This is a genomic window from Kitasatospora viridis (assembly GCF_007829815.1).
In the GTDB taxonomy this organism is placed as follows: domain Bacteria; phylum Actinomycetota; class Actinomycetes; order Streptomycetales; family Streptomycetaceae; genus Kitasatospora; species Kitasatospora viridis.
This window is the reverse complement of record NZ_VIWT01000001.1, coordinates 2,812,865-2,838,089: the sequence shown is the minus strand read 5'-3', so window position 1 is coordinate 2,838,089 and position 25,225 is coordinate 2,812,865. Positions and strand designations below refer to the sequence as shown.

General features: G+C 72.4%; 27 protein-coding genes. 19 read left to right on the top strand and 8 right to left on the bottom strand.

The features are described 5' to 3' along the window. Positions 1-17 precede the first annotated feature (17 nt). Complete coding sequence (locus FHX73_RS12585) at positions 18-1,493, bottom strand: alpha/beta hydrolase family protein (protein ID WP_211786183.1); 1,476 nt, start codon at positions 1,491-1,493, stop codon at positions 18-20. 240 nt (positions 1,494-1,733) lie between these two features. On the opposite strand from FHX73_RS12585, the gene FHX73_RS12580 reads away from it, so the two are divergent. Together FHX73_RS12580 and FHX73_RS12575 are read left to right on the top strand one after the other, a co-directional pair. Then, positions 1,734-1,955: a type II toxin-antitoxin system VapB family antitoxin gene (locus tag FHX73_RS12580; RefSeq protein ID WP_145905095.1), complete on the top strand. Its 222-nt coding sequence runs from the start codon at positions 1,734-1,736 to the stop codon at positions 1,953-1,955. Then, positions 1,952-2,371 (top strand): PIN domain-containing protein, encoded by a 420-nt coding sequence (locus tag FHX73_RS12575; RefSeq protein WP_145905094.1) that lies wholly within the window; start codon positions 1,952-1,954, stop codon positions 2,369-2,371. Before FHX73_RS12580 ends, FHX73_RS12575 begins: the two co-directional genes overlap by 4 nt. 10 nt (positions 2,372-2,381) lie before the next feature. Here the strand turns inward: FHX73_RS12575 and FHX73_RS12570 are convergent, their stop codons facing one another. After that, positions 2,382-3,020 carry a flavin reductase family protein gene (locus tag FHX73_RS12570; protein WP_145905093.1) on the bottom strand — a complete coding sequence of 213 codons (639 nt, stop codon included), beginning with the start codon at positions 3,018-3,020 and terminating at the stop codon, positions 2,382-2,384. Between the two features lie 125 nt (positions 3,021-3,145). Here FHX73_RS12570 and FHX73_RS12565 point away from each other — a divergent pair, with 125 nt between their 5' ends. Continuing rightward, the gene (locus tag FHX73_RS12565) at positions 3,146-3,967 is read left to right on the top strand and encodes a hypothetical protein (protein WP_145905092.1); all 822 of its coding nucleotides are present in this window, start codon (positions 3,146-3,148) and stop codon (positions 3,965-3,967) included. 267 nt (positions 3,968-4,234) lie between these two features. Next, the gene (locus FHX73_RS12560) at positions 4,235-4,717 is read left to right on the top strand and encodes a hypothetical protein (RefSeq protein ID WP_145905091.1); all 483 of its coding nucleotides are present in this window, start codon (positions 4,235-4,237) and stop codon (positions 4,715-4,717) included. 9 nt (positions 4,718-4,726) lie between these two features. Here the strand turns inward: FHX73_RS12560 and FHX73_RS12555 are convergent, their stop codons facing one another. The 3 genes from FHX73_RS12555 to FHX73_RS12545 form a co-directional block, all read right to left on the bottom strand. Then, on the bottom strand, positions 4,727-5,284 hold the full coding sequence (locus tag FHX73_RS12555; RefSeq protein ID WP_211786182.1) for a MarR family winged helix-turn-helix transcriptional regulator: 558 nt from the start codon (positions 5,282-5,284) through the stop codon (positions 4,727-4,729). 101 nt (positions 5,285-5,385) lie between these two features. Then, positions 5,386-5,883 (bottom strand): NUDIX hydrolase, encoded by a 498-nt coding sequence (locus FHX73_RS12550; RefSeq protein ID WP_145905089.1) that lies wholly within the window; start codon positions 5,881-5,883, stop codon positions 5,386-5,388. Between the two features lie 34 nt (positions 5,884-5,917). Beyond that, entirely contained in the window at positions 5,918-6,700 is a 783-nt protein-coding gene (locus tag FHX73_RS12545) for a GNAT family N-acetyltransferase (protein WP_246213487.1), read from the bottom strand. Between the two features lie 67 nt (positions 6,701-6,767). On the opposite strand from FHX73_RS12545, the gene FHX73_RS12540 reads away from it, so the two are divergent. Next, positions 6,768-7,151, top strand: a complete 384-nt coding sequence (locus FHX73_RS12540) for a YrdB family protein (protein WP_145905087.1) — start codon at positions 6,768-6,770, stop codon at positions 7,149-7,151. Between the two features lie 21 nt (positions 7,152-7,172). On the opposite strand, the gene FHX73_RS12535 is transcribed toward FHX73_RS12540, so the two are convergent. After that, a complete protein-coding gene (locus tag FHX73_RS12535; protein ID WP_145905086.1) occupies positions 7,173-8,393 on the bottom strand; it encodes a metallophosphoesterase in 1,221 nt (406 codons plus the stop codon). A gap of 115 nt (positions 8,394-8,508) precedes the next feature. Beyond that, positions 8,509-9,666, bottom strand: coding sequence for a LacI family DNA-binding transcriptional regulator (locus FHX73_RS12530; protein ID WP_145905085.1), 1,158 nt, complete (start codon positions 9,664-9,666; stop codon positions 8,509-8,511). Between the two features lie 354 nt (positions 9,667-10,020). On the opposite strand from FHX73_RS12530, the gene hisC reads away from it, so the two are divergent. The 4 genes from hisC (at position 10,021) to FHX73_RS12510 (ending at position 13,414) form a co-directional block, all read left to right on the top strand. Beyond that, positions 10,021-11,100, top strand: coding sequence for a histidinol-phosphate transaminase (hisC, locus tag FHX73_RS12525; RefSeq protein WP_145905084.1), 1,080 nt, complete (start codon positions 10,021-10,023; stop codon positions 11,098-11,100). A 201-nt stretch (positions 11,101-11,301) separates the two neighbouring features. Continuing rightward, a complete protein-coding gene (locus FHX73_RS44605; RefSeq protein WP_170304898.1) occupies positions 11,302-12,468 on the top strand; it encodes a hypothetical protein in 1,167 nt (388 codons plus the stop codon). A gap of 18 nt (positions 12,469-12,486) precedes the next feature. Next, complete coding sequence (locus FHX73_RS12515; protein ID WP_145905083.1) at positions 12,487-13,065, top strand: sugar O-acetyltransferase; 579 nt, start codon at positions 12,487-12,489, stop codon at positions 13,063-13,065. After that, positions 13,058-13,414 carry a hypothetical protein gene (locus FHX73_RS12510; RefSeq protein ID WP_145905082.1) on the top strand — a complete coding sequence of 119 codons (357 nt, stop codon included), beginning with the start codon at positions 13,058-13,060 and terminating at the stop codon, positions 13,412-13,414. Before FHX73_RS12515 ends, FHX73_RS12510 begins: the two co-directional genes overlap by 8 nt. A 47-nt stretch (positions 13,415-13,461) precedes the next feature. On the opposite strand, the gene FHX73_RS12505 is transcribed toward FHX73_RS12510, so the two are convergent. Beyond that, positions 13,462-13,854 carry a DUF6924 domain-containing protein gene (locus FHX73_RS12505; RefSeq protein WP_145905081.1) on the bottom strand — a complete coding sequence of 131 codons (393 nt, stop codon included), beginning with the start codon at positions 13,852-13,854 and terminating at the stop codon, positions 13,462-13,464. 120 nt (positions 13,855-13,974) lie between these two features. On the opposite strand from FHX73_RS12505, the gene FHX73_RS12500 reads away from it, so the two are divergent. The 10 genes from FHX73_RS12500 to cydB all read left to right on the top strand — a co-directional run bounded on the left by FHX73_RS12500 (position 13,975) and on the right by cydB (position 25,212). Beyond that, a complete protein-coding gene (locus tag FHX73_RS12500; RefSeq protein ID WP_145905080.1) occupies positions 13,975-14,409 on the top strand; it encodes a GNAT family N-acetyltransferase in 435 nt (144 codons plus the stop codon). Between the two features lie 263 nt (positions 14,410-14,672). After that, a complete protein-coding gene (locus FHX73_RS45570) occupies positions 14,673-16,163 on the top strand; it encodes an efflux RND transporter periplasmic adaptor subunit (RefSeq protein WP_211786181.1) in 1,491 nt (496 codons plus the stop codon). Then, entirely contained in the window at positions 16,163-17,017 is an 855-nt protein-coding gene (locus FHX73_RS12480) for an ABC transporter ATP-binding protein (protein WP_145905079.1), read from the top strand. The genes FHX73_RS45570 and FHX73_RS12480 overlap by 1 nt, the downstream gene beginning before the upstream one ends. Then, positions 17,014-18,225 (top strand): ABC transporter permease, encoded by a 1,212-nt coding sequence (locus FHX73_RS12475; RefSeq protein WP_145905078.1) that lies wholly within the window; start codon positions 17,014-17,016, stop codon positions 18,223-18,225. The genes FHX73_RS12480 and FHX73_RS12475 overlap by 4 nt, the downstream gene beginning before the upstream one ends. 8 nt (positions 18,226-18,233) lie before the next feature. Further along, a complete protein-coding gene (locus FHX73_RS12470; RefSeq protein ID WP_211786180.1) occupies positions 18,234-18,914 on the top strand; it encodes a hypothetical protein in 681 nt (226 codons plus the stop codon). Between the two features lie 186 nt (positions 18,915-19,100). Beyond that, on the top strand, positions 19,101-19,796 hold the full coding sequence (locus FHX73_RS12465; protein ID WP_145905077.1) for a VC0807 family protein: 696 nt from the start codon (positions 19,101-19,103) through the stop codon (positions 19,794-19,796). Between the two features lie 199 nt (positions 19,797-19,995). Further along, entirely contained in the window at positions 19,996-20,841 is an 846-nt protein-coding gene (locus FHX73_RS12460; protein WP_145905076.1) for a response regulator transcription factor, read from the top strand. 4 nt (positions 20,842-20,845) lie between these two features. Next, entirely contained in the window at positions 20,846-22,375 is a 1,530-nt protein-coding gene (locus tag FHX73_RS12455; RefSeq protein ID WP_246213486.1) for a sensor histidine kinase, read from the top strand. 275 nt (positions 22,376-22,650) lie between these two features. Continuing rightward, a complete protein-coding gene (locus tag FHX73_RS12450; RefSeq protein WP_145905075.1) occupies positions 22,651-24,195 on the top strand; it encodes a cytochrome ubiquinol oxidase subunit I in 1,545 nt (514 codons plus the stop codon). Between the two features lie 15 nt (positions 24,196-24,210). Further along, entirely contained in the window at positions 24,211-25,212 is a 1,002-nt protein-coding gene (cydB, locus tag FHX73_RS12445; RefSeq protein ID WP_145905074.1) for a cytochrome d ubiquinol oxidase subunit II, read from the top strand. The last annotated feature ends 13 nt before the right edge of the window (positions 25,213-25,225 follow it).

Genomic DNA, 25,225 nt, shown 5'->3' with positions numbered 1-25,225 from the left:
GCGGTGGACGGCTGCGGTCAGGGCAGCAGCAGGCCCCAGTAGAGGGCCCAGGGGAGGAAGACCGCGCTCGACGTGAGCAGCAGGCCGAGCCTGGTCCGGGAGCCGGCGGTCAGCGCCCGGCGCCCGCGCAGGGCGCCGGCCGCGGCCCAGCCGGACGCCACGACGGTTGCCACGGCGAGGAGTTGGACGGCCAGCCAGACGACGGGGCGGCCGAGCAGGACCGGGCCGGTGATGCCCGCGGCGGTGATCGCCAGGAAGAGCAGGTAGCCGAGGGAGACCAGGGTGGCCGCCGTGCCGGCCAGGGCCGCCCAGCGGGCCGCGCGCGGCAGGTCGGCGGGGCGCGGGCGGCGGCGCAGCCGGCGGGCGGTGCCGGTGAGCAGGTAGCCGGTGAAGCCGAGCAGGATCACGCCGGTGGCGAGGGCCTGGAGCCAGACCCGCTCGTACCAGGCGAGCGGGGCCAGCGGCCGGCTCGGCGCGTCCTGGTGGGGCGCCGGGTCGACGGACACCGCGGGCAGGCCGGTGCTCAGCCGGTCGATCCAGGCCGTCTCGTAGGCGGCGTAGTCGCCGGGCAGTTGGTCGGGCCGGTCGTAGCCGTCCGCGTGGGTCAGTTCCAGGTTGTGCCGGACGCCGGGCACGGTGCGGAACGTGTAGTGGGTGTTGCCCGCGCGGTCGAGCGCCTGACGGATGATCGGCTCGCTCTCGGCCGGGGCCGCCTCGCGGTCCAGGGCGCCCCACTCGGCCAGCACGGGCTGGTGCACCCGCTGCCACACCGGCACCGGGTCGTAGTCGGCCTCGGGGAAGAGCCCGGCGCCGACGAGCTGCCGGATCGCGGTCACCTGCATGGTCGGCAGGAGCGACCCCGACACACCGGCGTGGCGCAGGAAGCCGCCGTACGACCAGGCCTGCTGGCGCGCCGGGGTGATCCCGACGGCGCCGGCGGTGATCAGGAAGTCCACGTCGGCGGACCGGGAGGCGGCCAGCGACACCACCCACGCGCCCTCCGACAGCCCCCACAGGCCCGCCTGGGAGGGCTGCACGTCCGGCCGGGCCCGCAGCACGGCGAGCGCGGCGAGGGCGTCGTCCGCGAGCTTCCCGTAGTCCCGGTGGGTGGTCGAGTACCCGGCGGTGCGCTTGTCGTAGACCAGCGTGGTGATCCCGCGCCGTGCGTAGGCCGCGGCGGCGTCCTGCAGGTCGGCCGCCTTGACCGGACCGGCCCCGCCGACCATCACCAGCCCGGGCCCGCGGGCCCCGGCCGCTCTGTGCGGGGCCAGCACGATCCCGTGCAGCACGGTGCCGTCGGCGCTGCTGAAGGAGACCGCGGTCCGGCTCGGGTCGTCGGTCCCGGCCCCGGCCCCCGTCGCGGCGGACGCGGGCACCGCCGCGGGCACCAGCACCGCCAGCACGGCGGCGAGCAGCAGGAGCAGCCCTGCCCGGACCGTCCTGACGACCCGTCGGGCCACCCCGGTCCGCACTCCCCACGAGCCGATCGTCACAGCAGTCACCTTGTCCTCCAGCACGGCGCCCGGGCCCTCCCGGTGCGGTCAGTGCTCCAAGCCTGGCCCGGCGCAGGGCCGTTGAGGATGGCGGCCGCACCCGGATCGGGGGTGGGGAAAGCCCCCGCACGGGCGGTGTCCGACCTCCGGAGGCACCAGGGCCTGGTGCGTTTCCGGGGCCGCTCCGGTCGGCGCTGCTATATTCAGAGATGTTGTTGGTCTTATATATCGGAGGCATGTATGAGCGTGACGACGATCGATCTGGATGACGACGCATTGGCGAAGGCCCTGCGCTTCTCCGCGGGTGCTACCAAGAAGGACGTGGTGAACACCGCCCTCCGCGAGTACGCGGAGAGGCATGAACGCGCGGCCCAGCGCGCCCGACACATGCGGGCGGCCCAGGAGTGGGACTACGAGGGGTGGCAGGAGCTCCACGACGCGGAGAAGCGGGGACCGGAGTGATCCGGTACCTCGTGGACTCCTCCGCCGTGTGGCGCCTGCTACGTGAGCAGGACCTGAACGACGCCTGGGGAGAGGACATCGACCTGCGTGTCATCGGATCCTGCGCGCCGCAGCGCACCGAGTTCCGCCGCTCCGCCCGCAACCTCGTCCACTACGAGCAGATGGGCGAGATGTTCGACGACCTGTACCCCGACGTGCCCCTGCCGAAGAACATCTGGGCCTGGATCGAGGCCGCCCAGTTCCGGCTCGCCCGCAGTGGCGGCGCCGTGCGGGCGCTCTCCACGGTCGATCTGATGGTCTGTGCCACCGCCGCGCACCACGGGTTGATCGTGTTGCACGACGACAAGGACTTCGCCACGGCAGCCGGGGCGCTGACCGATGTCCTCCAGCGGAGCGTCCGCGACGTGCCTCGGTAGCGGTGCCGGCTCAGGCCGGGTCCGGGGTGAGGTGGTGGGGCATGTTCCAGCCCTCGGCGAGGCGGGAGGGGTGGATGTTGGCGGCGCCGGCGAAGTACTCGCAGAACTTCATGATCAGCGGGTCCCAGCGGAGCGGGTCGACGTAGTGGGTGCCCGGGATGAGCAGGTCCTCCTCGACGTGGGCGCGCAGGACCTGGACCTGGAGGGCGGTGGCGCGGGTGGCGGGGCTGCCGAGGGGGTGGGAGGTGAGGAGCCGGCACTCCAGTTGGATCGGGCACTCGGCGACGCGGGGGGCCCGGACGAGTTCGGCGGGCTGCTCGGTGAGGCGCGCGGTGGCGAACTTGTCGGGCTCGTAGCGGTGGCCGAGGGCGGCCTTGAACTCCGGCACGTCCGGGGTGCCGGTGGTGAGGGCGAGGCGGTCGACGGCGTCGACCAGTGCGGCGGTGGGCAGGTTGAGCACGCACTCGCCCTCGCGGAGCAGGTTCTCGGTCGTCCGGCTGCTGGTGCCGAGACCGAGCACGCAGGTCTGGTCCAGCCACCAGGCGGAGGACATCGGCGCGAGGTTCGCCGTGCCGTCCTCGTTGCGCGTGGTGATCAGCACCACCGGGGTGCCGAAGTACAGCACCTTGAGCCCGGGTACGACGTGCATGGGTCTGCCTTTCATCGTGGGGCAAGGGATCTGACTCGGTGTCAGAACTGGACTCTGCCCGAGGCCGTCCGGTGCGGCTGGCAGTAATCGGACCTCGCGTTCGGTCGGGTGCGATGATCCGTGGCATGCAACTTTGGGACACGCTGAGCCCGGCCGAGCAGACGCTGGTGCGGCAGGCGCTGTGGCGGTCGGGGCTGGCCGGGACGGTCGAGCAGTACAACACCGGGCTGCGCTGGGCCGGGGCGCCGGGGGCCGTGCAGCGGAGCCTGGGCGAGGCGGAGCAACGGGTGCTGGTGCCGGAGCTGGCGGCGGTGCTGGTGGACCTGGCGGAGCGCGGGCTGGTGGTGGTCCGGATGCGGACGGGGATGAGCGCCGCCGCGACGGATCCGGTGCTGACCGAGGCCGAGCTGCTGGAGGTGCTGGCCGAGCCGGCGAACTGGTTCCGGCGCGCGGACGCCGCGATGCGCTTCGACCTGGACGCCACCGGGATCGCCCGGGAGTGGTGGCAGGACAGCGCCGTGCCCGAGGAGGTGCCCGACGGGCTGCCGCGCTGGGACGGGCTCACCCGTGAGCAGCAGGAGGTGCTGGTCTGCGCGAGCGAGGCCAGCGGCCTGCTCACCGGGCCGTTCGGCGTGCTGGCGGACCTGCCGGACGGGCTGACCGGCGCCGAGCTGACCGACTGGCTCGACGAGCAGCTCGCCCCGCTGGTCGAGTTCGTGGGCCGGGGCTGGCTGGAGGTGCGGCACTTCGCGACCTCGTCCGGCTCCGCCTACACGGTGGTCCCGCAGGCGCAGCTGCGCACCGCCTTCGCGGACCGCGAGCTGCGGCACGACGACGGGGACGAGTGGGGCGTCGGCTTCACCTGCGTCTTCACCTACGCCGGGCTGGGCGTCTGGCGCGGCAGCGGGTGGGGCGCGGCCTGGGGCAGCACGCTGCGGTTCGACTGACCGTCACTGGGTGCGGAACTCGGCGTGAGGCCGTCCGAACCGGCCGTCACCTGAGGGTCCTTCAGGCCGGGCGGGGCGCACCGGAGGTGCACCCCGTCACCAGCAGGCCGCCGGGGAGCAGGGCGGTCACGGTGAGGGCGCGGTGAGGCGACGTCATGATGCTGATTCCCCCTGGGGCGGATAACGGTGGCGACAGTTGACGGTGCGGCACGGTACTGTGCGCGGGCGTTCGACTTGATGTTTATCTGATTCTTACGGGGAAAGTCTGTGAATCTCGACTTCAGCAACCAGCCGATGTTCTCCTGGTACGTCGTCCTCCTGCTGCTCAGCGGTATCGCCATGGTGGGCTTCGGGCTGGTCGGGTCCGGACTCAGCAAGGGCATGCGGGCCGTCAACCTGGTCTTCGGCGTCGGCTTCGTCGGCTACGGGATCTACCTGGCGTTCATCTTCCAGGGCGGCACCTACTTCATCTTCTTCAAGGCGTTCATCCTGCCGGTGGCGCTGATCGTCCGGTCGATCGCCGCGATGAACGGCAAGCGTCGGCAGGCGGCGGCGCAGCCGATGGTCCAGGCCCAGCAGGCCGCGTACCAGCAGGGTGCCTACCAGCAGGGCGCCTACCAGCAGCCGTTCGCGCAGCAGGGCGTTCCGGCCCAGCCGCAGGACGCCAACCCGTACCAGCAGGGCGCCCAGGCTCAGCCGAACCCGTACCAGCAGGCTCCGGCCGCCGCGCCGTACGACCCGAACCGCTGACGGCACGTCTTAGGAGAGCGCGTCCTCGGTGAGGTCGAGGTAGTGCTCCATCCGCTCGCGGTTGGCCACCATCCGCAGTGCCAGGTGGCGCAGTTGGGCCAGCTCGGCGGGCGTGAAGTCGTGGAACAGGCCGGCGATGGCGCGCTGGGTGGGCTGGCGGTAGGAGTCCAGCCAGTTGCGCCCGGCGGCGGTGATCCGGGTGACGGCGCAGTCCGCGCCGTCGGTGCCGGGCAGCCGCTCTACCAGGCCGGCCTGCTCCAGGGCGCCCACCAGGGCGTCGACGGACGACTCGCCGACCTGTGCGGCGCGGGCGAGTTCGGTGCAGGGCAGCGCCTCGCCGGTGGTGGCGTTCAACCGGAGCAGGATGTCCAGCGCGCCGCTGCTGAGGTCCGCCCCGCGGGTGTCGCGCAGCCGCAGCCATTCGACGGCGCGGCGCGCGGCGCAGACCGCGGAGGCGGCCTCCAGGTGCAGGGTTTCGTCGCTCAGCGTGAACTCGGCCATCACCGCGCGGACGGCCGGGTCGAAGAGGCAGTCGTCGGCGTCGTGGGCCAGGCTGCTCCGGTGCATCAGCGGTGACTCATGTACCTGCTCCATAATGAAGTCATACTTTAGTAGCGGTCTATGACGGTGCGTCAAACACGCAGGTGAGAGCTTGGTTCACGTACCGGTCACGAGTTGTGTACGGACTCAAGACCGGAGAACTCGTAGGAGGTCCGGCCCTGCGAGCTCCGCGCCGCGGCCAGCCACTGCTGGTTGGAGTCGTCCAGCTCGGGGACCTCGTCCGGCTCGAACCAGGCCACCTCCAGTGACTCCTCGTCATTGACCCGGGCCTCGCCGCCGACCGCGCGGCACCGGAAGGCCAGCTCCAGGTAGCGCATCTGATCGCCGTTCGGGTAGGTCACCAGCGGCGAGACGGTCACCGAGGACAGCAGCTCCGGCTCGGCCAGCACCCCCGTCTCCTCCAGGCACTCCCGCACGGCCGCGTCGGCCGGCTGCTCGCCCGGGTCCACGATGCCGCCGACCAGGGCCCAGCGGCCGGTGTCGGCCCGCCGGCCGAGCAGCACCCGCCCCTGCTCGTCGAAGACCACCGCGACGGCGGCCGGGAGCCAGAGCGGACGGGTGCCGACCAGAGCGCGCAGCTCGGCCAGGAAGGGAGGGATAGCCATGGGGCAGAGCCTATGCGGTGGACCCCCGCGCCGGTCAGCTGCTCAGGAAGGTGTGGCTGCGCCCGATCTCCCGGAAGCCGCGCCGCCGGTACCACGCGTGCGGCCAGTCGGCGGCGTCCGCGAGCAGGAAGAACCACGGGATGCCGGCCCGCTCGGCCAGCGCCAGCCCGGTGGCCAGCAGCCGCTCGCCGTACCCCTTGCCCTGGTGCGGTTCGGCCGTCACCAGGTCCTCCAACTGGGCCAGCCCGGCGGCCCGGTCCAGGTAGAGGTCGGCCCAGGCGGCCACCTCGCCCGAGCCGGGGTCGCGGACCGCGAGGAACCGCACCTCCTCGGCCCCGGCCAGCCGGACCGCCCGACGCTCGGTCAGCTGACGGCTCAACTCCTCGTCGCCGAACCAGCGCAGCTGCTGGGCGTGCACCGCCGCGCACAGCTCGGCCAGCTCGGCGCTCGCCGCGGCGGGCCCGGGCAGCGCGCAGCCGGCGGTCTCCCGGGCCAGCACCAGCTCGGTGTCCCGCGCGAACCCGGCCGCCTCCAGCACCGGCGCGGCCCGCTCGCCGAACGGTCCGTCCAGCACGTTGACCCGGTACCGCCGGCGCGGCCCGAGCCCCCGCTCGGCCAGCCCGGGCAGCTCGGCCGGCTCGGGCAGCCCGGTCGGCCCGGCGGCGGAGCCCGCGACGATCAGCTGGTTGTGCTCCTGGGAGAGCCGGAAGGCCGGGTCGCGCACCGCGAAGGCCCCCGGCAGATCGACGAGTTCGGCGGCCTGGCGGCGGGCGAAGGCGACCCGGAAGGCGGTCACCCGCGAGAGGAGATCGGACATCCCGCCATGCTCGGCGGGCCGGCGGTCCGGGGCAAATGGATTTGCCCGAGGGCCTATGCTGCGGCGCATGGACAGACGGGGGATCAGGGTCGCCAACGAGCTCTTGGCGTTCCTACTGGAACTGGCGGCACTCGGCGCGCTCTCCTGGTGGGGCTGGGCGGTCGGCCCGAACCTCGCGGTGCGGCTGCTGCTCACGCTCGGCGCGCCGCTGCTGGCCGCCGTGCTCTGGGGCCGCTACGCCGCGCCCCGGGCGACGGTGAAGCTGCCGCTGGCCGGCGTGCTGGTGGTCAAGGCGGTGGTCTTCCTGGCCGCCTCGGCCGCGCTCTGGGCGGTCGCGGGCGCGGTGGCCGGCACGGTCTTCGGCGCGGTCTGCCTGGTCAACACCACGCTGGCGTACACCGTGGTGGGGCGCGGGCTCGACGAGCAGCGGTGGTCCGGGCCCCGGCCGTGACCGGGGACCGGGCCCGCCCGGTCAGTCCACCGGCAGCCGGGCCACCAGCAGTCGGCCCTCCATGGTGACCCCGCCGTCCATCGCCACCGCCAGCTCGTCGGCGTAGATGTACGGCCCGGGCACGTAGGGCGGCTCGCCGCTGTCCGAGTTGGCCTCGCCGGTCAGGTACGGGATCGGGCTGTGCCCGTGCACCACCCGGTGGCCGCCGTAGGTGGAGAGCAGCTCGCCGGCCGCCATCGGGCCGCCCGGGCCGCGGAAGGCGAACCGCTTGGTGAACCGCCGGAAGGCGTCCCACCACTCGTCCGCGCCCTCGTCGGCCAGCAGGTCGTGCACCGCGTCGTTGACCTCGGCGATCGAGTCGCCGAACTCCAGGTAGGCGGTGGTGTCGGAGTGCAGCAGCAGGTGGCCGTCCTCCAGCGCCATCGCCGGCAGCCGCTTCAGCCAGCTGACGTGGTGGCCCTGCAGCCGCTCCAGGTCGTGCTGCTGGCCGCCGTTGAGCAGCCAGGCGGCGCGGAACGAGGCGGTGCCGGCGGTGGACTGCACCGGCTCGTCGCCGTACCGGTGGGCACCGAGGAAGAGCAGCTCGTGATTGCCCATCAGGGCCCGGCAGTAGCCGCCGGCCGCGGCCGCCTCGGCGGCCAGCTGCATCACCAGGTCGATGACACCGATGCCGTCCGGCCCGCGGTCGGTGAAGTCGCCGAGGAACCAGACCCGGGCCCGGCCGGCCGTCCAGTGCCCGTCCGGGTCGACCAGGCCCTGCTGGTGCAGCGCGCCGATCAGCTCCTCCAGGTAGCCGTGCACGTCGCCGACCACGTAGAGCGGGCCGACCGGCCCGGGGTCGCCGAGCGGCGGGAGCTGCGCCAGCCGGTGCAGGTCCTCCTCGCTGATCGGCGGGCCCAGCTCGATCGTCGGCGGGTCCTCGTCGCGCACCCGGGCGGGCGCCTCGGCGGGCAGCTCGGGCGGCAGCTCGGGGGCCCGGAAGATCGGCAGGGTGCTGCCGGGGCCCGGGGTCGGGTGCCCGGCGACCGGCCAGTGCTGTTCGAGGTAGCGCGCGCCGCCGTACCCGATGTGGGTGGCGTCGGACCCGACCGGCAGGCCCTCCGGCTCGCCGGTCGAACCCGGTTGCTCGGCAGGGGTGTTGGGCTCGTAGTACGAGCCGTACGGCAGCACGTCGAGGTCCTGCTGCGGGTGTCGGCCTGAGTGGTCCGGTTCAGGCCCGGGGTAGCGGTCCTCGGGTGTCATCCGCCCATCATAGGAAGACCACTCTCCCGTCGTCCTCACCCGGTCGGCATCCAATCGATTCGGTTCGGCTCGGTCCGGCGCGGCCGGTCCCCGCGCGACGGCTCCGGCAGGTGGTTCAGACCTCACCCGGGGCGCGTGGCGCGCTGACGGTGGTTCGGGGACTGCGCCGCTGCGAAGAGGCCCGCACGATCAGCTCGGTGGGCATCAGGGTGCCCGGCGGCGGCCCGTTGCCGGCGGTGCGGTAGCGCGGCGGGAAGAGCCGGGCGATGTCGACCCCGGTGCCGGAGTCCACCCCCTCGATCGCGTCGATCAGCAGGTTCACCACCGTGGTGCCGATCCGGCGCGGCTTGAGCGAGAGGGTGGTGATCGGCGGTTCGGTGCCGGCGTAGACGTCGCTCTCGCTGCAGCAGACCAGCAGCAGGTCGTCCGGCACCCGCAGGCCGTAGCGGCGGGCGGCGGCCAGCAGGTCGGTGCCGTTCGGGTCGAACAGGCCGTAGACCGCGTCCGGCCGGTCCGGGCGGGCCAGCAGCCGGTCGGCGGCCACCGCGCCGGCCGCCGGGTCGTGCGCGGGGTAGGCCTCGTAGACCGGCTCCTGGCCGACCCGGGCGCACCAGGCGAGGTAGGCCTCGGTGCTGAGCCGGGTGTAGGTGTCGGTGCTGGTGCCGGTGAGCAGGCCGATCCGGCGGGCGCCGGCCGCGCTGAGGTGGTCCAGGATGTCCAGCACCGCGGCCTCGTGGTCGTTGTCCACCCAGGCGGTGACCGGGCAGTTGCCCGGCTTGCCGTCGCTCACCACCGGCACCCCGGACCGGTAGAGCTCGCTGACCAGCGGGTCCTGGTCGGCGGGGTCGATGACGACGGTGCCGTCCAGCGCGACGTTGCTCCACACGTCGTGCCGGGAGGAGGCCGGCAGCACCACCAGGGCGTAGCCGCGGCCGAGGGCGGCGCTGGTGGCGGCCCGGGCCATCTCGGCGAAGTAGGCGAACTCGGTGAAGGTGAAGGGCTCCTCGCCGTAGGTGGTGACGGTCAGGCCGATCAGTCCGGAGCGGCCGGTGCGCAGCGTCCGGGCGGCCGCGGACGGCCGGTAGCCGAGGCGCTCGGCGACCTCGCGCACCCGGCTGCGGGTTTCGTCGGGCAGGCGGCCCTTCCCGTTCAGCGCGTCGGAGACGGTGGTGATCGACACTCCGGCGGCTGCTGCCACGTCCCGGATGCCGGCCCGCTCCAGACGTCGTGAGGTGGTGGGTCGCCGACCGCTCTGGTTGGCTGCTGCTGTCATGGCGGACCGATCGTATGGTGCGTCAGCGGGTGGTCGAACCACGGTGCTTGCGGCCTCGGAAGAACCGTTTCTCCACGCCGAGTGCTCGTTCCGACCCTTGGATCGATGGTCTGATTTCGGCCGATTACCTCTGACATGTGCCATCGGAACGAGCGACAATGGCTGATCTGCGGCGGTGTTCCGGGGGCAACTCTCACCCTCATGGGTGAGCGCGCTCGGTATCGTTCAGGGCACCCGACCGGGGAACGAACGCCGCGAGCAGCACCGGCGCGCGATCTCGCGCTGGGGCGTGCAGACGGCCCGGGAGTGCGCCCCGACCGGGCGGACCCCGTCCACACCTGAAGGAGCACCATCGTGAGCGGTACGGCAGCGCAGGGCCCGCGGCTTCGGCCCAGCCTGGCGGGCATCCCGACCTACAAGCCGGGCAAGCCCGCCGGCGCGGAGGCCTTCAAGCTCTCCTCCAACGAGAACCCCTACGAGCCGCTGCCCGGTGTGCTGGAGGCCGCCGTCTCCGCCGCCGGTTCGTTCAACCGCTACCCCGACATGGCCGCCACCGAGCTGACCGAGGAGCTGGCCAAGCGCTTCGAGGTGCCCGCCGAGCACGTCGCGCTCGGCACCGGCTCGGTCTCGGTCGCGCAGTCCCTGGTGCTCTCCACCGCCGGCCCGGGCGACGAGGTGATCTTCGCCTGGCGCTCCTTCGAGGCCTACCCGATCATCACCCAGGTCGCCGGCGCCACCCCCGTCCCGGTGCCGCTCACCGCGGCCGAGGAGCACGACCTGGACGCGATGCTGGCCGCGATCACCCCGCGCACCCGGCTGATCTTCGTCTGCAACCCGAACAACCCCACCGGCGTGGCGATCCGCCGTCCCGAGCTGGAGCGCTTCCTGGACGCGGTGCCGGCCGACGTGCTGGTCGTGGTGGACGAGGCCTACCGCGAGTTCCTGCGCGACGAGCGGGTGCCGGACGGCGTCGAGCTCTACCGGGACCGCCCCAACGTCTGCGTGCTGCGCACCTTCTCCAAGGCGTACGGCCTGGCCGGCCTGCGGGTCGGCTTCGCGATCGCGCACGAGCCGGTGGCCACCGCGCTGCGCAAGACCGCCGTCCCGTTCGGCGTCAGCCAGCTCGCCCAGGACGCCGCGGTGGCCTCGCTGCGGGCCGAGGACGCGCTGCTGGTCCGGGTGCAGGCGCTGGTCGACGAGCGCACCCGGGTCGCCGCCGCCCTGGCCGCCCAGGGCTGGACGGTGGCCGACTCGCAGGCCAACTTCGTCTGGCTGCGGCTCGGCGAGCGGACCATGGACTTCGCCGCCGCGGCCGCCGTCGCGGGCGTGATCGTCCGGCCGTTCCCGGGCGAGGGCGTGCGGGTGACGATCGGCGAGACCGAGGCCAACGACATCTTCCTCACCGTCGCCGAGGCCTTCCGCGCGGAGCTCTGACGCGCCGAGCGCAGCATCGCCGCGCCGCGGGCGCCCCTCGCCGACGGGAGAGGGGCGCCCGCGTCGTCGCGTCGTCGCTGGACCCGCGGTCGGCATCCTCACCATCCGTCAGATCATCCCCGCGGGGCGGTGCGCGGCCCGGGGCAGGCCCTAGAGTCTGGGCATGACGTGGGAGTCTCGGGAGTCGAGGGAGCCGCGCGGATGACGCCGGCGGGGGCGGACGAGTGGAGCCGGCGGGCCGCCGAAGTGGCCGCGCTGCGGGCCTCCGGCCGGTGGCTGCGCGGGCCCTCCACCGGGCTGGCCGTGCTGGAGCGCGGCGCCGAGGAGGAGGCGCACGAGCGCTACCTGGCCTTCCTGCTCGACCCCTGGGGTGCCCACGGCCTGGGAGCCGGACCGCTCGCCGCGCTGCTGCGCCGGGCCGGGCGGCCCGACCTGGCCGCCGATGCCGCGGTGCTGGCCGAGGCGGTGGTGGAACCCCTCCCGGCGCCCCGGGAGCGCCGGCCCGGGCTTGTGGTGGTCGCGCCGCGGTTCACCCTGGCGGTGGAGCTGCGGCTGCGGCCGGGGGCGGCCGGACAGCGCTGGCCGGCCCGGGAGTTCGGGCACCTGCCCGACCCGGTGCTGGTGCAGCTCACCCCGAGCGGGCGGCCGACCCTGTCGGCCGCCGTCCGGCCGGTCTCGCTGCTCGACCTGGCCCGCGACCTGTCCGCCGCGCTCGCCGCCCCCGCCCGGGCCGGCGGTGCCCGCGAGGGGCGCGGGCGGGCGGTCGCCCTCGACTACCTGAACGCCCTGGAGGACCTGCTCGGGATGAACCCGGTGGACGAACCCGCCGCCCGCTTCTGGCTGACCCACGTCCAGGAGATGACGGCGGCCCGACGGGCGGCCCGCGAGCTGCTGGCCGGCCTGCCCGAGCGCAGCCACGCGGTGCTCGACGAGCTGGCGTCCCGGCTGGGCGAGGGGCTGACGGTGGAGTGGGTCGAGTACGAGTCCGGCGACGGGACGCCGCACGTGGCCGTGCTGCTCGGGCGGGTCGAGTGGCTGGCGCCCGGCGGGCCGCGGTGCGGGTTCGGGCTGGGGCAGCGGCTCGGGCCGGGCGCGGACCCGGACGATCCGGACGCGGCGCCGTTCGTCGGCTTCTACTGCGAGGACGACCGGCTGCGCGAGGCGGTCTCGGCGCACTTCGACCGGCGCCCGCACGGGCGGCACTGGGCCCGGCGGGCCCTGCTGCCGCTGCGGCCCGAGCCGCGGCTGCCGGTGCTGGACGGGCTGGCCCGCCGGGTCGCGGAGAGCGTCGCGATGGGCTGGCGGGAGGACGGCGAGGTGATGGAGCGGCTGCGGGCCGCCGTGTCCGGCGGGAACGAGGGGTCCTGACGGTTCGTCTGATCCGGCATGGGAGTCAACAAGGAGCGGATGCTCGCGGGTCGCTGGTTCATCCCGGACGACGAGGAGCTGGCCGAGGCCTCGCGCCGGCGGGCCAGGCTGCTCGACGCCTACAACGCGCCCGGGGCGACGGCGGCCGGCCGCCAGCGGGTGCTGGAGCAGCTGATCGGCTCGCTGGGCGAAGGGGTCGGGATCCGGCCGCCGTTCCACTGCGACTTCGGGCAGTACATCAGGATCGGTGACCGCACGTTCGTCAACTTCAACGCGGTCTTCCTGGATACCGCCCAGATCACCATCGGCGCCGATGTGCAGATCGGCCCGAACGTCCAACTGCTCGCGGCCACCCACGCGTTGTACCCGGTGCGGCGCCGCGAGGGCTGGGAGCGGGGCGAGCCGATCACGATCGGGGACAACGTCTGGCTCGGCGGCGGTGTGATCGTCTGCCCGGGCGTCACCATCGGGCGCGACACGGTGGTGGGCGCGGGCTCGGTGGTGACCCGGGACCTCCCGGCCGGGGTGCTCGCGGTGGGCAACCCGGCAAGGGTGGTGCGGGAGTTGGGGCCGGAGGATAGTGCTCCGTATGAGTAGACAGTCGTACCCGCTCCCCGATGTCCTGCGCGTGCTGGCCGAGTTGGTCGCCTGGACCGCCTTCCCGTGGGCGATGGGCCGGATCTCGCTCTGGCTCGCCCTCGCCTCGCTCGTCCTGCTGATCGGCGTACCGGCGGTGCTGGCCACCCCGGGCGACAACGGCAAGACCAACGTCCCGGTGCCGATCCCGGGCTGGGGCACGATCCTGCTGGTGCTGATGGAACTCGGCGCAGCGGTCGCCGGCGGCTGGCTGGTGCTGCCCGCCTGGGCCGCGGTGCCGGTGACCCTGCTGGCGCTGGCCTGCGTGGTCACCGAACAGCCTCGCTGGCGCCGACTGCTGGGTGGCTGACCGTCGGCAGTCGATGTTTCACGTGAAACAACCTGGTTGACCAGCCGTCAGAACTCGGAGAACCCCCGGAACACCCCGTCCTCCTCCGCCGCCGCGCGTTCGAACTCCTCGAAGTCCATGGTGGCGAGCGAGAGGTTGCTCTCCACCGACCAGAGCTGGCTCGCGACCGCCCGCAGCTCGCGGCGTGCGAGCAGGTCGACCACCAGGACCGGGAGTTCGTGGGAGGAGAAGGTCTCCCGGTCGGCGAGCAGCAGTAGGCGTTGCGGGTCGGGGGAGTGCAGGAGCGCGAGGAGCTGGACGGGGGACAGGTCCGCGTACTCGGGCCGTTCCAGCAGGGCGACGTCGGCGAGGAGACCCTCCTCGGTGGGGGTGGCCAGGACGGCGCGGAGCTCGTCCCAGCGCGCCTGGTCGGTGAAGTCGGTGCGGATCAGCAGGGTCACGGGGCAAGCGTATGCAGCGTTGGCCGACGGAACGTCAAGTGACACGGCGTCCGGTCGGGCCGGGTGTCCGCTCCGCGGAAACCTGTTCCGCGGCGCGGGCCGGTCGCGAAGAATGAGGGCATGCTGACGATCGAGAAGCTCACCGCCGCCGACCGCGAGGCCTGGACGGAGCTGTTCCGGGCCTACCTGGACTTCTACCGGCGCGACGAGCCGCAGGCCACCTTTGACCGCGCCTGGGCCCGCTTCCAGGAGGACACCGAGATCCACGCGCTGGGCGCCCGGCTGGACGGCCGACTGGTCGGGATCACCCACTTCCTGGTGCACGCCAACACCTCCGGGCCCGACGTCTGTTACCTCCAGGACCTGTTCACGGCGGCGGACGTGCGCGGGCGCGGGGTGGCCAGGGCGCTGATCGAGGCGGTCACCGACTTCGCGCGGGAGCGGCAGTGCCAGCGGGTGTACTGGATGACCCACGAGACCAACGCGACCGCCCGGCTGCTCTACGACAAGGTGGCCGACAACCGGGGCTTCATCCGCTACCAGATCGACCTGTAGTCCGGCGGGCCCCGGTCGCGGGTCCCTGTGAGACGTGCGCCCGAGGTGGCTGGGAACATGCTGGGAGTTGCGCCAACAGTGTTTCCGGCGGGGCGCGGGCGGTAGGTGTTCTGTCCTGATTTGTCGGGGGCCGGGGAGAGTGGGCGATTCAGCGTCCGCTCAGACGCCGCTCAGGACTTCGCAAGAGCACCGGGCGAACCTTGTGCGCTATGAAGGTCCTCCCGCGACGGCGTGGCGCCGTCCTCGTCAACTCAGTGCTCGCCGTGGCCCTCCTCGTCGGGGGCGCCGTGGCCTACTCCACCGTGAACAGCACCAGCAGTGCCGCGGCCGGGAAGCAGACCTCCCGGACGGCGACCGTGACCAAGGGAACGGTGCTGGCCACGGTGTCCGGATCCGGCTCCCTGTCCTCGCCGACCGACGCGGCCGAGGACTTCGTGACCGGCGGCAAGCTGACCGCGGTCCGGGTCTCGGTCGGCGACACGGTGACCGCGGGCGAGGTGCTCGCCACCGTGGACACCACGGCGGCGCAGCAGGCGGTGGACTCGGCCAACACCGCGCTGACGACCGCGCAGGCGGGACTCAGCTCGGCGCAGGCGAACCTGACGAAGGCTCAGGCCGGCACCACCACGACCAGCACGGTGCCGGTGGGCCAGGCGGGCAACGCCGCCGTGCAGGCCTCGTACACCGCGGGAGGGAGGCCGAGCGGGTCGCCCAGCAGCTCCGACAGCAGCTCCCCGGCGCCGAGCTCCAGCGGCACCGGCAGCAGCAGTGGCAGCGGCGGCAACAGCGGCTCCGGCGGTTCCGGCGGTTCCGGCGGCAACAACGCCCCCGCGCCGCAGACCACCACGATCACCACCACCAAGGTGGACCCGGCCGCGGTCGCCCAGGCCCAGCAGCAGGTGGCGCAGGCCCAGCAGCAGGTCGACACCGCGCAGACCACCGTGACCAACGCGCAGACCGCGCTGGCCGGCACCACCCTGACCGCGACCGTCTCCGGCACCGTCGCCTCGATCTCCAACAAGGTCGGCGACACCGTGGACGGCACCGGCAGCTCCGCGGGCTCCGGCTCCGGCGGCGGCAGCACCGGCAGCAGCGGCACGAGCAGCACCAAGACCTCCAGCTCGGGCTCCACCCCGTCCGGCTTCATCGTGATCACCAACCCGACCGGCATGCAGGTCACCGCCGACTTCTCGGAGCTGGACTCGCTGAAGCTGCAGAAGGGCCAGGCGGCCACCGTCACCCTGAACGCGCAGTCCGACACCACCCTGAACGCCAGCGTGCTGAGCGTCAGCCCGCTGCCGGTCTCCAGCGGTTCGGGCAGCAGCGCGTCCGGCAGCGCCGTCCAGTACGCCGCGGTGCTGCAGATCAACGGTGACACCAGCAAGCTGCGCACCGGCATGAGCGCCACCATCTCGGTGGTCACCGGCGAGGCCGACAACGCGCTCTCCGTCTCGGCGTCCGCGCTCTCCGGCACCGGCACCACCCGCACCGCGACCCTGGTCAAGCCGGACGGCACCACCTCCCGGGTCAGCGTCACCGTCGGCGTCCAGGGCGACACCACCGACCAGGTGGTCTCCGGCCTGAGCGAGGGCGACAAGGTGCAGATCATCCCGACCACCTCGGGCGGCTCCAACGGCTTCCCGAGCGGCGCCTTCCCCGGCGGCTTCGGCGGCGGTGGCGGCTTCGGTGGTGGTGGCGGTCGTGGTGGCGGCGGTGGCGGCCTCGGTGGCGGCGGCAGCAAGGGCGGCAACTGATGGGCCGTCGGTCCCGCGGGTCGGCCCCCCGGGCCGGGGAGCCGCAGCAGGAGCAGCGGCCCGGCCCGCCGCCCCCGGTCATCCAGGTCCGCCGGCTCACCAAGTCCTACGGCCACGGCGACGCGACCGTGCACGCGCTGCGCGGTCCGTCCGACCCGCAGACGGGGGAGCCGCTCGGCGTCAGCCTGGACATCGAGCAGGGCGACTTCGTCGCGGTGATGGGCAGCTCCGGCTCCGGCAAGTCCACCCTGATGAACATCCTGGGCTGCCTGGACGTGCCGACCGCCGGGCGCTACCTGCTGGACGGCATCGACGTCGGCCACCTGGACGAGCAGCAGCTCTCGCTGGTCCGCAACCGCAAGATCGGCTTCATCTTCCAGTCCTTCAACCTGGTCCCGCGCACCACCGCGCTGGCCCAGGTCGAGCTCCCGCTGGCCTACGCCGGGGTGCGGGCGGCCGAGCGGCGCCAGCGGGCCGAGGCCGCGCTCTCGCTGGTCGGCCTCGGCAGCCGGATGGACCACAAGCCCAACGAGCTCTCCGGCGGCCAGCAGCAGCGCGTCGCCGTCGCCCGGGCCCTGGTCACCGCGCCGGCCATGCTGCTGGCCGACGAGCCCACCGGCAACCTCGACACCCGCTCCACCGAAGAGGTACTGGCGATCATCGACGCACTGAACGCCGCCGGCCGCACGGTCGTGCTGATCACCCACGAGGACGAGGTGGCCGCGCACGCCAAGCGGGTGCTGCGCCTGGTGGACGGTCAGGTCATCTCGGACAAGCGGCAGGGCCCGGTGGTCGGGCCGCCGCCGGTGCTCGCCGCCCAGCAGCGCTCCCAGCTGGTCGGGGGCCCGCGATGATCCTCTTCCAGATGCTCCGGTTCGCCGTCGCGGGCCTGAACGCCAACAAGGTGCGCTCCGCGCTCACCATGCTCGGCGTACTGATCGGCGTCGCCTCGGTGATCCTGCTGCTGGCGGTCGGCAACGGCTCCTCACAGGCCGTCAAGAACTCGATCACCGCGCTCGGCACCAACTCGCTGACCGTCTCCTCCGGCGCGAGCGGCGGCGCCCGCACCGCCTCCACCGTCAAGAAGCTGACCGTGGACGACGCCAAGGCGCTGGCCAACCCGACGGCGGCGCCCGACATCAAGTCGGTCGCGCCCGAGGTCACCACCACCGCGGCCGCCACCTACGGCAACATCTCGTACACCCCGGGCTCGGTGATCGGCACCTACCCGGCGTACTTCGAGACCACCAACTCGAAGATCGCCCAGGGCGACTACTTCAGCAACGACGACGTGCTCAACTCCCGCAAGGTGGCGGTGATCGGCTCGACCACCGCGCAGCAGCTGTTCGACACCGAGAACCCGGTCGGCAAGCAGATCACCCTCGGCGGCACCCCGTTCACCGTGGTCGGCGTGCTGGCCACCAAGGGCTCCTCGACCGGCTTCACCGACCCGGACGACGTGGTGATCGCCCCGCTGCCGACCGTGCAGAACGCCTTCACCGGCTTCAGCTCGGTCAACCAGATCCTGGTGCAGGCGACCTCGGCGGAGACCACCACCCAGGCGCAGTCCGAGATCACCCAGATCCTGATGGGCACCCACTCGCTGACCGACCCGACCAAGCTCGACTTCCGGGTCAGCAACCAGGCCTCGCTGCTCAGCACCCGGGAGTCCACCAGCCAGACCTTCACCGTGCTGCTCGGCGCGGTGGCCGCGATCTCGCTGCTGGTCGGCGGGATCGGCATCACCAACATCATGCTGGTCACGGTGACCGAGCGGACCCGGGAGATCGGCATCCGCAAGGCGCTGGGCGCGCCGAAGGCGGTGATCCTCGGGCAGTTCCTGGCCGAGTCCACCCTGCTCTCGGTGCTCGGAGCCGGGCTCGGGGTGGCGGTCGGGATGATCGGCTCGCACTTCAGCGTGGTCGGGATCAAGCCCGTGGTGATCCCGTCCTCGGTCTTCGGAGCGTTCGGGATCGCGGTCGCGATCGGCCTCTTCTTCGGCAGCTACCCGGCCAACCGGGCCGCCTCGCTGCGCCCCATCGACGCCCTGCGGCACGAGTGAGGAACCCCATGGCTACCAACAACAGCGACCTGGTCAGGTCCGACGACACGATGCGCCTGCCGGTCGTGCCGGCGGCCGCGACCCTCTCGGCCGAGGCGATGGCGCAGGCCGAACTGCTCGCCACCCCGCCGGACGCCCGCGACATCGGGGCGGAGCTCGCCGCGCCGCCGCGCCGCAAGCTGCCCTGGCTCACCCTGCTGCTGGCCGGCGGGGTGATCGCGGCCGGGGCGTTCGCCGGCGGCGCCTGGTACCAGAAGAACGACGGCGCCTCGAACAGCGCTAACAGCGGCCGGTCCGCGATCGCGGCCGCGCTGCAGAAGGCCGGTGCCGGCCAGGCCGGCGGCCGGGGCAAGGGCACCGGTGCCTCGGGCCAGGCCGGCGGCGGCAGCGGCGGCTTCACCCGCGGCACGGTGAAGCTGGTGGACGGCAGCACCGTCTACCTCACCGACGCCAACGGGAACATCGTCAAGGTGACCACCGGCGGGTCCACCAAGGTCTCGGTCACCCAGGACGGCAAGGTCAGCGACCTGCAGCCGGGCCAGAGCGTCACGGTGGTCGGCACCCCGGACGGCTCGGGCGGTTACACGGCGAGCCAGCTCACCGAGGGCGGCAGCGCGGCCGGCGGCGCGGGCGGCTTCGGTGGCGGCGGGTTCGGCGGCGGCGGCTTCGGCGGGGCCGCCGGCGGCTGATCGGCACCCCTCGCCGCACAGGTGACCCCGGGTCAGGCTGACCCGGGGTCACCTGCGTTCCGCGCCAACCGAAGTGGCGGCTCCTCTAGGCGACTCCTCCATGGTTCCGCCACAATGTGCGTCGGCCCGGCGATCCCTGCCGGCGCTTTCGCACAGCACGTCTCGCACCACTTCGGGGGCACCACCTTGTCCAGCACCACCGCGCCACCGCCCGCTCCTGCCCGCAAGCGCTCCAGCGCCGCGCTGGGCTGGGTGATCAGCATCGCCTTCAACGTCGTCGCGCCGATCCTGATCTACAACCACTTCCACGGGCACACCAGCGAGTACGTCGCGCTGCTGCTCTCCGGCCTCGGGCCGGTCCTGGACATCGTGATCTACCTGGCCTGGCACCGCCGGGCCGACGAGTTCGCGATGATCTCGCTGCTCTTCGTGGCGATCACCGTGGTGGTCTCCTTCATCGGCCCGCACGACGCCCGGCTGCTGCTGGCCAAGGACTCCGCGGTGACCGGGCTGTTCGGCCTGCTCTGCCTGGCCACCCTGGCGGCGCCGCGGCCGCTGATGTTCTACTTCGGCCGCAAGTTCGCCACCGACGGCACCCCCGAGCAGGTCGCCTGGTGGAACGGCCTGTGGCAGTTCGAGGGCTTCCGCACCGTGCAGCGCAACCTGACCATCGGCTGGGGCGTGGGCATGCTGGTCGAGGCGGTGGTCCGGATCGCCTGCGTCTACTCGCTCTCGCACGGCACGGTGGTCACCGTGAACAGCGTCCTGCCGTACGCCTTCACCGGCGTGCTGGTGTTCTGGACCATGAGCTACGCGCGCCGGGCGCAGGCCCGCGGCGCGGCCCGAGCCGCTCTCGCCACGGCGACCGCGGAAACCGTCTGAGACCAGGTTCGGTCGCGAACCGGCCGGGTCCCGCTTGGGACACCCGGTGTGACCAGGCCGATCCGGTTGGTCCCTGCGAATACGGAGGGACCAACCGGCTCATGCATTTCTCACGGATTTCGCGTAGCCTCCGGAAGCTGTCATCCGATCGGTCTGTAATCCGATAGCCACTGCCCAGAACCGGGAGGCACACGCCGTGATGTCAGGGACCGCCACCCAGGACGCCACCCGCCAGGCCACCGCTCCCGCCGCGCAGGCGCCGAGCAGTCAGTCCAGCGGCGAGGCCTTCCTCCTGGTGGTGGACGACGAGCCGAACATCCGCGAACTGCTCTCCGCCTCGCTGCGCTTCTCCGGTTTCCGGGTGGAGTCCGCGGCCAGCGGCGAGGAGGCCCTCGCGCTGATCACCGAGGAGCGCCCCGACCTGGTGGTGCTCGACGTGATGCTGCCGGACCTGGACGGCTTCACCGTGGTCGAGCGGCTGCGCGAGCAGACCCGCCGCCAGCAGATCGCCAACCCGGCCGGCCTGGCCGCCCGCCCGGGCCGCCCGCGCCCGGCCGACCACCTGCCGGTGCTCTTCCTCACCGCCAAGGACGGCACCGAGGACAAGGTGCACGGCCTGGCGGCCGGCGCCGACGACTACGTGACCAAGCCGTTCAGCCTGGAGGAGCTGATCGCCCGGATCCGGGCGATCCTGCGCCGGGCCGGCGGCCCCGCCGAGGACGGCCGACTGGTGGTGGCCGACCTCACCCTGGACCCGCTGGCCCACGAGGTGACCCGGGACGGCCGTCCGGTCTCGCTCTCGCCCACCGAGTTCAAGCTGCTGCACTACCTGATGGCCAACGTCGGCCGGGTGGTCTCCAAGACCCAGATCCTGGACCACGTCTGGGCCTACGACTTCGGCGGCGACCTCAGCATCGTCGAGTCCTACATCTCCTACCTGCGCCGCAAGCTCGACTCCGGCCCGGAGCACGGCGCCAAGCTGATCCACACGGTGCGCGGCATCGGCTACGCGCTGCGCCGGCCGCCGCAGCAGGCGCAGGACTGAGCTGGTGGGTCGGCTGACGGGGGTGCGCCGGCTGGTCGGCCGCCCGTTCTCGCTGCGGGCGCGGCTGTTGGCGCTCACCCTGGTGCTGGTCGCCACCGGGCTGGTGGTCAGCGACGTGGTGGTGCTCGGCACCGTGCGCTCGCAGCTGACCAACCGGCTCGACCAGCAGCTGGAGCGGGTCGGCACGCCGATGTCGCACCGCGGCGGGCAGCGCCAGTCCGCCGGGCCGCCGGTCTCGCCGTTCGTCACCGACAACTCCGTCGCCAGCAAGCGCTCGGGCAACCTGGCCGGCCTGCCCAGCCTCTACGAGGTGCGGATGCTGAGCGCCGACGGCAGCGTGCTGCGGTCGATGGCGCAGCCGATGACGCCCTCCGACCCGGTGCTGCGGCTGCCGCACTTCACCCCCGCCGAGCTGACCGAGCACCTGGGCGAGGCCTTCGACGTGCCCGGCACCGATGGTGACGACCCGTGGCGGGTGCTGGTGCTGCCGGTGGTGCGCAGCTCCCCGGCGCCGGCCCCGGCCAACTCCTCCGCCTACGTGGTGGTCGGCGCCTCGCTGGGCGAGGTGAACTCCACGGTGGAGAAGCTGCGGGTCGGCTTCCTGGTGATCGGCGGCGCGGTGCTGGTGCTGATCGGCGGGCTGGGCGCGCTCGCGGTGCGGGCCGGGCTGCGGCCGCTGCGCCGGATCGAGCGCGGCACCGAGCTGATCGCCGGCGGTGAGATGTCCTACCGGATGCCCGAGCCGTCCAACGCCACCGAGGTCGGCCGGCTCTCGCTCGCATTGAACGGGATGCTCGACCAGATCGAGACGGCGTTCGCCGCGCAGGCCGCCTCCGAGTCGCGGATGCGCCGCTTCGTCGCCGACGCCTCGCACGAGCTGCGCACCCCGCTGGCCGGCATCCGGGGCTTCGCCGAGCTCTACCGGATGGGCGCGCTGCGGTCCGAGACGGACGTCAAGCGCACCATGGACCGGATCGAGAGCGAGGCCGTGCGGATGGGCGGCCTGGTCGAGGACCTGCTGACGCTGGCCCGGCTGGACGAGGAGCGCCCGCTCGACCTCGCGCCGATGGACCTGCGCACGCTGGCCGCCGACGCGCTGCACGACGTGACCGCGCTGGACCCGAGCCGTCCGGTCTCGCTCACCGGCCCCGGCGGCACCGGGGCGCCGGCCGCCGCGCCGGTGCTGGGCGAGGAGGCGCGGCTGCGCCAGGTGGTGACCAACCTGGTCGGCAACGCCGTGAAGCACACCCCGCCGGGCACCCCGGTGCGGATCGCGGTGGGGCGGCTGGACGGCTGCTGCGTGATCGAAGTGGCCGACTCCGGGCCGGGCCTGACGGACGATCAGGCGGAGCGGGTGTTCGAGCGGTTCTACCGGGTGGACGCCTCGCGCAGCCGGCAGGACGGCGGGGGAGCGGGCCTCGGGCTGGCCATCGCGGCCGCGCTGGCCCGGGCCCACGGCGGCGAGCTCGGGCTGGAGACGGTGGCCGGCGAGGGCGCGGTGTTCCGGCTGGTGCTGCCGGTCGCCCTGGGCTGAGCGGGCTCGTCGTCCGCTTCGCCTTCGTTCCTGTGGGCCGACCCGCTTCTACACCTTCCTTATGGGTGTCGTTCACCCCACCCCCGCCCTTCCTCCTCGAACGCCCGTGTGGTCTACTGTCACCACGCTTGTGAACGTGTTCACGTTCACAAGCTCGCAAGCCTGACATGCATTGGTGTGCTTTGCGGCAAAGCGCACTTTTGTCTGGCGTGTACGGCAGGATTCTGGGTGAAACCAGGTCAGAACGGGCAACGATCGGCAAGGAAGAGGCCGAAGTGGAGCTAGCACTCGCTCACGAGACCATCGCTCGATGGCAGTTCGGGGTCACGACCGTCTATCACTTCCTCTTCGTCCCGCTGACGATCTCCCTCGCGGCCCTGGTCGCCGGGCTGGAGACCGCATGGGTCCGCACGGGGAAGCAGAAGTACTTCCACGCGACCAAGTTCTGGGGGAAGCTCTTCCTGATCAACATCGCCATGGGCGTGGTGACCGGGATCGTGCAGGAGTTCCAGTTCGGCATGAACTGGTCCGACTACTCGCGCTTCGTCGGTGACGTCTTCGGCGCCCCGCTCGCGATGGAGGCGCTGATCGCCTTCTTCTTCGAGTCCACCTTCATCGGCCTGTGGATCTTCGGCTGGGACAAGCTGCCGAAGAAGCTGCACTGCGCCTGCATCTGGATGGTGGCGATCGGCACGGTGCTCTCCGCGTACTTCATCCTGGCCGCCAACTCCTGGATGCAGCACCCGAACGGATACACCATCGACCCGGTCACCAAGAAGGCCCGGCTCACCGACATCGGCAAGGTGCTGTTCCAGGACACCACCCTGGCCCAGGTCTTCCACACCCTGACCGCCTCCTTCCTGACCGGCGCCGCCTTCATGGTCGGCATCGCCTCCTACCACCTGTGGAAGGCCAAGCGGCGCCCCGAGCGGACCGACGGCCGGCAGATCGCCTCGATGCGCACCTCGCTGCGGGTCGGCCTGGCCGTGGCGGTGGTGGCCGGTCTCGGCACGGCGGTCAGCGGCGACACCCTGGCCAAGGTGATGTTCGAGCAGCAGCCGATGAAGATGGCCTCCGCCGAAGCGCTCTGGGACACCCAGGCGCCCGCGCCGTTCTCCATCTTCGCGATCGGCGACGTCTCCAAGGGCCACAACTCGGTCGAGCTGCAGGTCCCCGGGATACTGTCCTTCCTCGCCAAGAGCAACTTCCACGACGCGGTGCCCGGCATCAACGACACCGCCCGGGCCGAGGCCGCCAAGTACGGCGGCAACCCGCAGGACTACATCCCCAACATCTTCGTCACCTACTGGGGCTTCCGGTTGATGATGGGCTTCGGCATGACCTCCTTCGTCGCCGCCCTGATCGGACTCTGGACCACCCGCAAACGGCGGTTCCTGGCCCCCGAGTTCCGCACCGGCGAGGAGGAGGTGCCGCGCCTGATGCTCACCCGGACCAGGGAGATGGGCCCGTTCCTCACCAAGTGGAGCTGGCGGATCGGGATCCTGACCATGGGCTTCCCGCTGATCGCCAACAGCTTCGGCTGGGTCTTCACCGAGATGGGCCGTCAGCCCTGGTCCGTCTTCGGCCTGATGACCACCGCCGACTCGGTCTCGCCCAACGTCAGCATCGGCATGCAGATCGGCGCCTTCGCCACCTTCACCGCGCTCTACGCGGTCCTCGCGGTGGTCGAGGTCCGACTGATGGTCAAGTACGCCAAGGCCGGACCCGACGTCGAGGAGCAGCCCCCCGCCAAGGACCCGACGCTGCGCGGACCGTCCTCGGACGAGGACGCCGACCAGCCGCTCGCCTTCGCCTACTGAGCCCGGGAGAGGGACATGCAACTCCACGACGTCTGGTTCGTGCTGATCGCGGTGCTGTGGATCGGCTACTTCTTCCTGGAGGGCTTCGACTTCGGGATCGGGATCCTCACCAAGCTGCTGGCCCGCGACCGGGCCGAGCGCCGGGTGCTGATCAACACCATCGGCCCGGTCTGGGACGGCAACGAGGTCTGGCTGCTGACCGCCGGCGGCGCCACCTTCGCCGCCTTCCCGGACTGGTACGCGACGCTGTTCAGCGGCTTCTACATCCCGCTGCTGGTCATCCTGGTCTGCCTGATCGTGCGCGGCGTGGCCTTCGAGTACCGGCACAAGCGCAGCGAGGAGCGCTGGCAGCGGAACTGGGAGGAGGCCATCTTCTGGACCTCGCTGCTGCCGGCCTTCCTCTGGGGCGTGGCCTTCGCCAACATCGTGCACGGCGTGCACATCGACCAGGCGAAGAACTACACCGGCTCGTTCTGGGACCTGCTCAACCCGTACGCGATCCTCGGCGGCCTGACCACCCTGGTGCTCTTCACCTTCCACGGCGCCGTCTTCAGCTCGCTCAAGACGGTCGGTGACATCCGGCTGCGGGCCCGGGCGCTGGCGCTGAAGCTCGGGCTGGTCACCGCGGTGCTGGCGCTGGCCTTCCTGATCTGGACCCAGGTGCACCAGGGCGACGGCTGGAGCCTGGCCGCCCTGGTGGTCGCGGTGCTCGCGCTGGTCGGCGCGCTCGGCGTGCTGCGGGCCGGCCGCGAGGGCTGGGGCTTCGCGCTCTCCGGGCTGACCATCGTGGCCGCCGTCGCGATGCTCTTCCTGGCGCTCTTCCCGAACGTGATGCCCTCCACGCTCAACCCGCAGTGGAGCCTGACGGTGAGCAACGCGGCCTCCTCGCCGTACACGCTGAAGCTGATGACCGTCGTGGCGGCCGTCTTCACCCCGATCGTGCTGCTCTACCAGGCCTGGACGTACTGGGTGTTCCGCAAGCGGATCGGCGTGCAGCACATCCCGGCCGAGCACTGAGAACGGAGCACTG